The sequence below is a fragment of the Bacillus sp. RO1 genome, from assembly GCF_012524115.1.
Lineage (GTDB): Bacteria > Bacillota > Bacilli > Bacillales > Bacillaceae_I > Sutcliffiella_A.
The window spans coordinates 1-11,288 of the sequence record NZ_JAAZWB010000039.1; the positions used below are offsets into that span (position 1 = coordinate 1).

General features: G+C 40.5%; 10 protein-coding genes. 7 read left to right on the top strand and 3 right to left on the bottom strand.

The features are described from left to right. Nucleotides 1-206: 206 nt before the first annotated feature. From HC179_RS03360 to HC179_RS03370, 3 genes are all read right to left on the bottom strand, one after another. Nucleotides 207-1,637, bottom strand: coding sequence for a dihydrolipoyl dehydrogenase family protein (locus HC179_RS03360; RefSeq protein WP_168863057.1), 1,431 nt, complete (start codon nucleotides 1,635-1,637; stop codon nucleotides 207-209). 16 nt (nucleotides 1,638-1,653) lie between these two features. After that, a complete protein-coding gene (locus HC179_RS03365) occupies nucleotides 1,654-2,316 on the bottom strand; it encodes a TVP38/TMEM64 family protein (protein WP_168863058.1) in 663 nt (220 codons plus the stop codon). Nucleotides 2,317-2,397: 81 nt separating this feature from the next. Further along, nucleotides 2,398-3,261 carry an EamA family transporter gene (locus HC179_RS03370; RefSeq protein ID WP_168863059.1) on the bottom strand — a complete coding sequence of 288 codons (864 nt, stop codon included), beginning with the start codon at nucleotides 3,259-3,261 and terminating at the stop codon, nucleotides 2,398-2,400. 337 nt (nucleotides 3,262-3,598) lie between these two features. Here HC179_RS03370 and HC179_RS21140 point away from each other — a divergent pair, with 337 nt between their 5' ends. From HC179_RS21140 to HC179_RS03400, 7 genes are all read left to right on the top strand, one after another. After that, the gene (locus HC179_RS21140) at nucleotides 3,599-3,721 is read left to right on the top strand and encodes a hypothetical protein (RefSeq protein ID WP_277351297.1); all 123 of its coding nucleotides are present in this window, start codon (nucleotides 3,599-3,601) and stop codon (nucleotides 3,719-3,721) included. Between the two features lie 77 nt (nucleotides 3,722-3,798). Further along, the gene (gene shc, locus HC179_RS03375) at nucleotides 3,799-5,694 is read left to right on the top strand and encodes a squalene--hopene cyclase (protein ID WP_168863060.1); all 1,896 of its coding nucleotides are present in this window, start codon (nucleotides 3,799-3,801) and stop codon (nucleotides 5,692-5,694) included. A 110-nt stretch (nucleotides 5,695-5,804) separates the two neighbouring features. Further along, nucleotides 5,805-6,782, top strand: a complete 978-nt coding sequence (locus tag HC179_RS03380) for a YncE family protein (RefSeq protein ID WP_168863061.1) — start codon at nucleotides 5,805-5,807, stop codon at nucleotides 6,780-6,782. Next, nucleotides 6,779-7,462, top strand: a complete 684-nt coding sequence (locus tag HC179_RS03385) for a response regulator transcription factor (protein WP_168863062.1) — start codon at nucleotides 6,779-6,781, stop codon at nucleotides 7,460-7,462. The genes HC179_RS03380 and HC179_RS03385 overlap by 4 nt, the downstream gene beginning before the upstream one ends. Beyond that, complete coding sequence (locus HC179_RS03390; RefSeq protein WP_168863063.1) at nucleotides 7,459-8,844, top strand: sensor histidine kinase; 1,386 nt, start codon at nucleotides 7,459-7,461, stop codon at nucleotides 8,842-8,844. Before HC179_RS03385 ends, HC179_RS03390 begins: the two co-directional genes overlap by 4 nt. 73 nt (nucleotides 8,845-8,917) lie before the next feature. Continuing rightward, on the top strand, nucleotides 8,918-10,297 hold the full coding sequence (locus tag HC179_RS03395) for a PepSY-associated TM helix domain-containing protein (protein WP_168863064.1): 1,380 nt from the start codon (nucleotides 8,918-8,920) through the stop codon (nucleotides 10,295-10,297). A gap of 19 nt (nucleotides 10,298-10,316) precedes the next feature. After that, complete coding sequence (locus HC179_RS03400; RefSeq protein WP_168863065.1) at nucleotides 10,317-10,796, top strand: FixH family protein; 480 nt, start codon at nucleotides 10,317-10,319, stop codon at nucleotides 10,794-10,796. Nucleotides 10,797-11,288 lie beyond the last annotated feature (492 nt).

An 11,288-nucleotide genomic window follows, 5' to 3' on the forward strand; every position in this document is an offset into this window, starting at 1 on the left:
CTGTTGATTGGAGCAAAAGGCGAAGACTCCTGAGGGAGATAGCGGTAGCTTGAGACCCCGCAGCGGAGCGAGGAGGCTCAAGCACCGCCCCTAGGAAAGCGAAGCCATTTGTGGAGATCAACAGCGGTATTCAGAGCCAATACCTATGACACCTAAATTGTTCGTCTTTTATTAGGCTTTTTTAGTTTTGTCCCAGCCTCTTTGAACTACCTAAACCACCTAATATACTTCTCCATCACCTTCGGCAGAAACCCTTCAAACAGCTTCTTTCTCCAAAAGGCATCTGCTGTCCGTTGAACCGCTGCACTATGGTTTGGATATGGATGTATGACATTGGATATGCTGCCTATTTTCTTATTAAACTGTTTAGAAAATACCACCTCTTGCATCCAATCCCCAGCATGTTTTCCAACGGCATGAGCCCCAATTATTTGACCTTTTTTATCCGTGATGATTTTTACAAATCCAGTTGTTTGATGATCTGTTACGAAACGATCAACTTCTGACAAATCCACCTTATAAGCATCATAATTCAGATTTTTTTCTTTTGCTTCTTCTTCGGTTAAACCTAAATGAAATACTTCCGGTGAAGTGTAGGTGACCCAAGGAACATTTGAATAATCTATTTTTCTCCTCAATCCAAGCAAGGCATTTTGGACGACTTGTTTACCCTCCATCCCAGCTACATGAGTAAAGGGTAATGTACCGTTCACATCCCCTATCGCATAGATGTGGGGGATATTTGTTTGAAGGCGTTCATTTACTTTAATATGCCCTCTGTTATCTGTTTGTACATTGGCTTTATTTAATTGAAGTTTGTCAGAATTAGGTGTTCTTCCTGTTGCAACCAGTATCTCATCGACTTCTATAGAGGTTTCCTTTTCTCCTGGTTCCATGGTAAGGTGAACAACTTTCCCATTTTGACCAGCTTCAATAGATCTGACAGTAGCCTTGAAGAGCAAATCCATTTCTTTAGAAAGAACATCCTTCATGAGATGCTGTACTTCCTTGTCCTCTTTTACTAAAATACCATCAGATTTCTCGACAACCGTCACATTACTTCCTAGTCTCGCCATCGCCTGCGCCATTTCAATTCCAATCGGCCCGCCACCTAACACTAAAAGTCTTCTTGGTAATGTTGATAAAGAGAAGATGGTTTCATTGGTGATATATCCATTCTCTTTTAACCCAGGAATTGGAGGAACAAAAGGCCGTGAACCTGTTGAAATGACAATTCTCTTCCCAAAAATGATTTCATTATTATTAACAATGACTTCATTCTTAGAGTGAAAAGCCCCCATTCCAATATAAACATCGACCCCTAATTTACGAAAACGGTCGGCATCATCATGTACTTGAATATGGTCAATTGCTTCCTTTACTTTCTTCATGACAGTTTCTATTTTAATATTCTCTGAAACGTGAACTCCGAACTCTTCGAGGGAACGGGCACTTTTTATGCGGTTTGCGATTTCAATAAGAGCCTTGGATGGAACGCAACCGAAATGTAAACAGTCACCGCCAGGCTGCTCTTCTTTTTCAATTAACGCAACTTTTCCTCCTAAAGAAGCGGCACCGGCGGCTACCGTTAATCCTCCGGCTCCTCCTCCAATGACTATAAGATCATATTTTCTCATGATGAATCTTCACCTCTCACCCTCCATTTTTGGTAAAACCTAATTTACCTCGGACCTTTTTACTGAAAATTAATGGAAGTACACTAATTAAAACAAAAACGATAACTGCTATGAAAATGACAAATTTATTATCGCCGACAAAACTAGACCCAAGAAAATTGTAAGCAAAAGTACCTGGAATAATCCCAATCACGGTAGCCAAAATAAAATGCGAAAGCTTCACCTTGGAAAGCCCTGCTAAGTAACTTATCAGGTCAAAGTTGAAAAGGGGAATTAAACGAAGCAGGAGCACATAGAAAAATCCATTTTCCTCCATTTGTGATTGAATCTTTTGGACTCTCACATTCGAGGTTTGATTTTTTATCATCCGCTTGCCAAATTTTTTTGCAACCAGGAAAGAGACGATAGCTCCTAGTGTGGCACCAATAATTGTATAAACTGTTCCTCCAAATGCCCCAAAAGCAAGTCCTGCAGCTAAAGATAGAATAGAGGCGGGGAACAGGATAAGTGGGCGGATCGTATACAAGATGATGTAAATTATCGGTGCAAATATACCAAAGGATAGAATCCATTCTCGAATTCCTTCTGGGCTGATATTTAGATAGGTGTGGTTGATGTACAACAAGGAACCTACCAATATCGCAAGAAGTATCGCTTTTATCCAATTTTTTCTCGTCATGGAACCCTTCCTCTCGGTATAATCTTATTTTCTATTATTAACTTAACAGCCCATTGATGAGCAACAAATAAGGTTCAGGAATTAGTACTTTCTATTTCCGACCACAATCCCGACTAATATAAGAAAAACCCCAGCCCATTGATACATACTGATATGTTCTGATAATACCAGGGCTGACATGATTACCGCGACAGGGAGCTCGGAGGCGGTAAGAATCGTTCCAAGGCCTGGCCCCACATGCGGCATCCCGATGGAAAAGAGAAGTGGGGGAAGCACTACACCAAATATACCTAGAATTAATCCATATGGAGCGATGCCTAAAACTGTTGGTTGATCGACTAAAAAGAAAGGGGGAAAGAATATAAACGTAACGATTAAGCCCCCGGTGGAAAGAAGAGCACTTTTTTGAATGGCAGGAATGTCCTTACCGATGATACCGCTCAAAAATATAAAAATGGAAAATGTGAAAGCGGAAAGTATTCCCCATAGAACTCCTTGCAATGAAATCGACTCTATCTTGTCCTCAAAAAGTCCTGCAGCTAAGACAGATCCGGTAAGTAATATCACAATCGAGAGAATTTTACCTGATGAAGGACGTTTTTTATAAAAGATCCATTCCATCAATGTGCCAATCCAAATAAATTGAAACAAACAAATGATAGCAAGGGAAGCTTTTAGTGTTTGTAAGGCTTGATAATACAACAATCCTGTTAGCCCCATAGGTATCCCTGCTAACACAAGTTTCATTGTTTGCATGATATGTAATTTTTTCTTTTTAATAAACAAAGTGACGATCCAGATTATGATGGTACCAACTAACACTTGGCTACCTGTTACCTCACTCATAGAATACCCGGCAGCATAAGCGAGCTTCACGAATGTAGACAGAATGCCAAGACAGCAGCCACCAAAAAATACCATTAATGCGTAATGCCAAGTTTTCATCTTAGTTACCCCCTTTCATTGATGTGAAATACAAAAAAGCCACACAACTGCCCGAAGACAATTGTGTGGCGAAAATAGAGATATCTCTAGAAAAATCCACAATAAACCATTTTATTATTCAATTTCCACACCAAATTATACTGGAATGACTGCTTCAAAGCAATGTGAATTTTTGGGGTTTCCAAACAACACATTAATAGTTGTTTTTCTAGCAAATTAGGAGCAAAGTTAGACCTAACAGAAGAGGGGGACGGAAAGAATGAATTATAAAAATTCCATATCAGATACAAAGTTAAAAATGGTTCAACTAGAAAGAGAATTAAAGAGGCTGGAAAATTTGAAACGAGAGCAAGATGTCACCACATTACATGATCGATTGATAAGAATCAATAAAGAAATCGATGCGTTAATCCTTGAAGCGAATAAAAGAACAGGAAGAGTTAGCGATATGATGATTTAAATTGGACTTCTTCTAGCCTTCTAAATTGTGTAAACGTACATAAGTTTTAGTATGGCGTGAACATAGTGGAGGGACATATGAAGCCGTTAGATAAAATAAACGAAAAGCTTAAAGATATGATAAGCAACCTTCTCAGCAAGCAAACGGATAAAGGTACTTGGAATTTTTGCTTTGAAGGAAGCATTATGACGGATGCTTATATGATTATTTTGATTAGAATCCTTGAACTGACGGACGAGGAAGTAATGGTTAAGAGACTAGTGGAACGGATCAAGTCACAGCAAGAGTCCAATGGGGCTTGGAAAGTGTACCCAGATGAGGATGAAGGGAACCTCAGTGCCACCATAGAGGGGTACTTTTCTTTATTGTATTCAGGATACGTTGCCAAGGATGCTGCCAATATGCGCAAAGCGGAGCGATTTATTCGAGAAAATGGAGGGTTAGCCAAAAGTGATTGGTTGACCAAAATGATGCTTGCAATCACAGGGCAAATCAAATGGCCTAGTGTCATAAAAATAATACCGATTGAAATCATGTTTCTGCCAAGCTGGTCCCCCATCTCCATCTATCAGCTTGTTGGATATGCAAGAGCACACTGGTTACCAATATTAATTTGTAGTAATCTGAACTATTCTTATGTCCATTCACGAACACCGAACCTCACGCACTTACAGGGTGAAGGAAGTGATGCTGAGGATCAACGGCTTTTAGAAGACATGCAAAACCTTCAACTTTATTTTAAAAATACCCTAAAAAAACTCGCAGGCTCACCGGAAATACTTAAGCAAAAAGCTTTTAATAAAGCAGAAGACTATATTCTAGAAAGAATCGAAGAAAATGGAACGCTGTATAGTTATTTCAGTGCAAGTTTCTTTATGGTTTTTGCGCTACTTGCACTAGGTTACGATAAAAGGAACCCTCTCATAGAAAACGCATTTCAAGGGATGAAAGCCTATCTTTGTAGAAATGCCGACCAAGTTTTTATTCAAAATTCTCCCTCCACTGTCTGGGACACTGCCCTGATCTCAGCAGCTTTGCAGCAAGCTGGAGTTCCACATCAACATGCTTCCATCAAGCAAGCAAGCAACTATCTTTCTTCTAAACAACAACAGAAATATGGGGATTGGGCTATCAAAAATCCAGAAGTCACACCTGGTGGATGGGGCTTTTCGGATACCAACACATTTGTCCCAGACATTGATGACACGACCGCTGCTTTGAGGGCTATAACCCCTTTGGCAGGTACAGATAATCACTTTAAACATGCTTGGAGCAAGGGAGTGGAATGGATCTTGACCATGCAAAATGATGATGGTGGTTGGTCCGCTTTTGAAAAGAACACGGATAACTATCTATTATCTTTCATCCCTTTTGAATATGAAGACAGAGTGCTTTTCGATCCTTCAACTGCTGATTTAACAGGAAGAACCTTATATTTTCTAGGAGAGTATACAACCATTCCTCAGGAGTCCGATGTTTTTCGAAAAGCAAAGGAGTGGTTGGAGCACAATCAGGAGGAGAACGGTTCCTGGTACGGAAGATGGGGGAATTGTTATATTTATGGAACTTGGGCGGCCATTACAGGCTTGAAGGCTATCGGCGTATCAAGTGATGATCCCCTAATCAGCCGTGCTGTGAAATGGCTTTTTTCCATACAAAATGAGGATGGGGGTTGGGGAGAATCGTGTGAAAGTGATAGCAAGAAACGTTATATTCCTTTGCACCACAGCACTCCTTCTCAAACCGCTTGGGCTTTAGATGCTCTCATCTCTGCTTCAGAAATTCCAACTCCTAAAATTAAAAAGGGAATTTACTCTTTATTAAGTTTACTAGAAGCAAATGATTGGAGAAGCACCTATCCAACAGGTGCAGGAATTCCAGGCGGGTACTATATCCATTACCATAGCTATAAGTATATCTGGCCATTGCATGCGCTAAGTCATTATAAGAATAAATATTATGAAACTGAATGATGCATGGGTAAAAGGTGATTCTAATAAATGGAATCATCTTTTTTTACTCACACTTTATTCACATTTTTGGAGTAAAATAAGGGTTATATTTCTGTTTAGGAGTGTTACGGTTGAGATATCCTTTAATCATATTTGCCTTTATCATGATAGTGATGTTATCAGGATGTACAAGCTCTGATATTGCATTGCCGAAAATGAAGAACGAAGCTTCAGTCTTATATATCAGCCATTTGAAAGAAAATGCTATAACAGCCCTGGATCTATCTACAGGTAATGAAGAGAAAGTAAGTTTGCCCATCCGGTTTTCAGCAATTGTAGAAATCAAATCAGGGATATTTGTGGCTTCTGTCAAAGAAGAAGAAAGCCTCTATGAAATCAATATTAATGAAAATAAAGTTTCTCCATACATGGATATAGACCCGGGAATTCTTGAATTAACATATGATCACGAAAAGGGAAATCTTTACACGGTAAATGGAAAAGCAAATCACATACAAGTGATAGATGTGGAGAAGAAAGAAATTATGGAGGAAATCAGTGTGGGAGAGTATCCGTCAAAAATGGTACACCACGGTAAGCTCTTATTTGTCCTCGCTGCAAAAAGCGGGGAAGTGTATGTGATGGACACTTCTACGAATAAAATTACGAACACTTTTCGGGTGAATGAGAGGCCAGAAGGATTGCACTTTGATGGAAAGTATGTGTGGACAGGCGGCCATGGTGCTACAGGTGAAATGAATGAAAATGTATTCGCCTATGACCCGGAAACAGGCAAGGAAGTAAAATCTGTGACAACTGGACTGATGCCCATTCAAATTTCCCAGGTGAGCGGAAATTCCTCCATCTATGTCCTAAGTCATGGGGATCACAGCCTGACAAAATTTAACCCAGACACATACGAGGTAGAAAAGAAAATAAATGTTGGGGATAACCCAAGCTATATGATTGCCGATGGAACCGACTTGTATGTTTCAAGTCTAGATGGAGATGAAATACTTGTACTAGATCAAGATAGCTTAGATGTTGTAAACAAGTATGCAATTACGAATGGTCCCTATCTTTTATTTAAAGGAGGCGAGGGAGAATGAAGGATGCCTTTCAAATATTGGTGGTGGACGATGAAGCAGATATGAGGGAAATGCTAGATATGTATCTTCATAAGGAAAACTATCAAGTACTTCATGCGGAAAATGGAGAAGAGGCGCTTGACTTGCTTTACGATCACGAGGTGGATCTAATTATCCTTGATGTGATGATGCCAGTCATGGACGGCTTTACTGCCTGTAAAAAAATCCGTGAAAAATACATGATGCCGATCCTTATGCTGACAGCAAAAAGTGATGAATGGGATAAAGTTAGGGGCTTAAAGCTGGGAGCGGATGATTATGTAATGAAACCTTTCAGTCCTAAGGAACTTTTGGCAAGGGTGGAGGCATTGCTTCGTCGATCCAATCAAGCATTCTTTGATGTGGTCTCCCTTTCTGAAATAACCGTTCAGAAAAGCGCTCGGCAAGTGCTTATTGGAGGGGAACGGGTGAACCTTGCCAGAAGGGAATACGATCTCTTACTATTTTTAATGGAGCATGAAGGGAAGGTATTTTCAAGAGAACAGCTGCATGATGTCATTTGGGGGCTAGATACCGAAAAGGGCTCATTCCGTACAGTGGATACTCACGTGAAGACGTTGAGATTTAAGCTTAAGGATGCAGGAGCAAAAATAAAAACAGTATGGGGCATTGGTTATAAGTTCGATGGAGAAGATGCATGAACACTTTATCCATTCGTAATAAAATCTGGTTAACCATCCTATCTGTATCTTTACTGACCATCATCCTGGTGGGGGGAGTCTCGTACTACCTTTATCAAACATTATATATTGAAAAGCAGACGGATTTGTTGATGAAGCAAGGTCAAACCTTGGAGGAGGTTTACTATGAAGAGAGTAGGAAGACATTTTTGGAGCGGCTGGACTGGTTAGAGCTCAGTTCAGAATCCTCCATTATTTTTTCAGATGATCCGATGCTGCTTGCAAGTGGGGCTCCTTTTGATTCGTTTGCAGAAGAGAACCTTATTACCTTTAATGAAAGGCAGGAGTTGATGAAGGGAGAGACCTTAACCTTTACGAAATACCATACAGCGTTGGAACAGGAAATTCGTGCAGTAATTATTCCGTTAAGAATAAATGATAGACTGGAAGCTGTTATTTTCCTATATATGCCTCTAACGGCAATTACCGAAGCTTTTCAACCAATTAGAAACCTACTATTGATTGGAATGGTCCTATTGATTTTGCTTCTTACCTATGTCGGAACGAAGATGACCAATAGAATTGTTCGCCCCATTAAGCAAATGGAGAAAGTAGCAAAAGATATTGCCCAAGGGGATTTTTCTAAAAAATTATCTATTACAGGCGATGATGAGATTGCAAGCCTTGGCAGGTCCATTAATAAAATGTCCTCTAATCTTGATGAAGTCGACAGGAACAGACGTGAATTTCTGGGTAATGTATCCCATGAATTAAGGACGCCAATCAGCTACCTAAAAGGATACAGTGAAGCATTGGAAGAAGGCATCATTCCTACTAAAAAGTTTGCAGAAACGATAAAGAAAGAAACGGATAGAATGGATCGCCTTGTACATGACCTGTTGGATCTTGCTCAACTAGAGGGAGATTCGTATCCGATGAACAAGGAACCTGTCATACTTGCAGAATTGGTAAAAGAGGTGCTAGACCGCTTGCGTTTAAAGCTAGATGACAAAAATCTTGCAACAGAAGTTCAACTTGATGAAGGAGTAGTCGTGAATGGTGATTATCGGAGACTGGATCAAGTAGTAGAAAATCTTTTGAACAATGCAATTAAATTCACCCCTAATAACAGGACCATTCGGATTTCACTCGAAGAAGGTAAAACGATGGGAGTCCTGAAAATGGAGGATGAAGGAATAGGGATTCCAGAAGAGGACCTTCCGTATATTTTTGAAAGGTTTTACCGAGTCGAAAAAGCCCGGACTAGAAAAAGTGGCGGAACCGGATTGGGACTTTCCATCGTGCAGCAGATTGTCAGTAAGCATGATGGAAGTATTTCGGTGGATTCACAGCTTGGTAAAGGAACGGTTGTCACAGTAGAAATTCCATTGTTCATTTTTTAATCATCCTTCATTCTTTTTTCACATTTGCCCGTCAGAATGTAAGCATACGAAGAAAAATTGAAGGAGTATGCTTATGGAGAATCCTACACATCAAGATAAAGGCAAAAATCAGACCAGAAATGGCCTCTATCAAACAATGTGGAGATGGCATTTTTATGCTGGAATCATTTTTGCCCCTTTTTTAATCATTCTGGCATTTAGTGGTGCCGCTTACTTATTTAAACCTCAGATTGAATCCTATATGTACCAGGATCTTTATTATGTGGAAGAGACAAAGGCGACAACCTTGTCTGTGAATGCACAGGCTGAAAAAGTCCGCGAAGAATATCCTGGTGCTTCCATTAGCAGAGTGTCCATTTTGGATGAAGAGGACCGTACAACTAAGTTTTCTACCATGCAAGATGGTCAATCTGTCAGTGTTTTTGTAGACCCTTATTCAGGAAAGGTTATGGGGGATCTGCCAGTTGAAAAAGAATTGATGACTATCTTTGTGAAATTGCACAGTGAATTGCTTGTAGGAGGGACTGTTGCAAACCGTATGGTGGAGCTTGCTGCTTGTTGGGCCATTATTCTTATCTTAACAGGGCTCTATATATGGTGGCCGCGCAACCGTGCCTCCATTTGGGGAACGTTTCTTCCAAGATTAAGAAGCAAAGGCCGAATGTTCTGGCGTGACATGCATGCGGTACCAGCATTCTGGCTTTCTATTGGACTTTTAGTCTTAATTTTGACAGGACTTCCATGGTCAGGTGTCATGGGGGAGCAAATCAATCGAGTCGCAACAGCAACGAATACCGGGTATCCGGCTTTCTCTTTTAGCTTTGGACCGAAGCCAGAATCCGTTACCGTGACAAAGGATGTTGCAGAAGATGTACCATGGGCTGCTGAGAATGTTCCCGTTCCTACATCGGAAAATATTCAATATGTCCCATTAACTCTAAATGACGCAGCAGGAATCGCGGAAATGAAAGATGTTCAAGAACCATATTCCATCTCCATGCCACAAGGGGAAACGGGAGTGTTTACAATTTCTTCTTCCCACTCCAAGCCCTTTGATAATGCCACTTTGCATGTAGATCAATATAGCGGAGCGGTGCTGACAGATGTCAGGTATGCGGATTATGGAATGATGGGGAAGGCCATAACGCTTGGAATCGCCCTCCACGAAGGTAAATTATTTGGCTTGGCTAATCAACTGGTAGGCCTTCTACTATGTATCGGACTGATTGGAATGATGGTAAGCTCCCTGATTATGTGGAGAAAAAGAAAGCCGGAAAACAGTTTAGGTGCTCCCGGTCGACATGTTGATATCAAGATAAAAAGGGCCGTTACCATTATCATGCTAGTTCTAGGACTGGTCATGCCGTTGGTTGGAATCTCTATTATCGTGGTGCTTATATTAGATAAGCTTGTTTTTGTTAGAATAAAACGTCTAAAAGCCTGGTTAGGGTAAGAAAGGTGTCTTGTATAATATGAAGAAATTATTGTTAGTTGTTGTTCCGTTTTTATTATTGTTGGTCGGGTGTACAAGTGCACCTGATGAGGAAACATCGATCGAAATCGTAGAGGTTGAAATGGAACTTCCGGAAAATGTGAAAGAAAAAGAGGAAGTTACGGTTAAGACCTTAGTGACGCAAGGCGATGAAAAAGTGGAAGATGCCAAAGAAGTGCAATTTGAGATTTGGAATGTGGAACAAGGAAAAGAAAACAGTGTTCTACTTGATGCGGAACATGTTGGTGATGGGGTTTACGAAGTGAAGCATTCTTTTGAAGATAAAGGAGTGTACCGAGTACAATCCCATGTGACAGCTCGTGACATGCATGTAATGCCTACCAAGCAAATGGTCGTTGGGGATCTCAGTCAAGAAGAAATTGATGCTATCTTGGCAAGGGAAGCAGAAGAGGAAGAACATGAAGATGAAGATGATGGAGATCATGGGCACCATCATTAATAGTTATTTAGGAACCATTCGGATGTAGATTCCGAATGGTTTTTTATTGTTTAAGAAATTATCAAATAATGGAATGCTCGATTCATTGAGATGAAGACCTCAGTGACGAGAAAAAAGGAGGAAAGGTGTCTTCATCGCCGTTATGAAGACCTCAGTGGCGATAAAAAAGGAGGAAAGGTGTCCTCATCCCTGCTATGAAGACCTCAGTGGCGATAAAAAAGGGGGAATGGTGTCTTCATCCCTGTTATGAAGACCTCAGTGACGAGAAAAAAGGAGGAGAGGAGTCCTCATCGCTGTTATGAAGACCTCAGTGACGAGAAAAAAGGAGGAGAGGAGTCCTCATCGATGTTATGAAGACCTCAGTGACGAGAAAAAAGGAAGATAGGTGTCCTCATCGCCGGTATGAAGACCTCAGTGACGATAAAAAAGGAGGAAAGGTGTCCTCAACGAAGTTATGAAGAACTCAGTGACGAGAAAAAAGGAGGAAAGGTG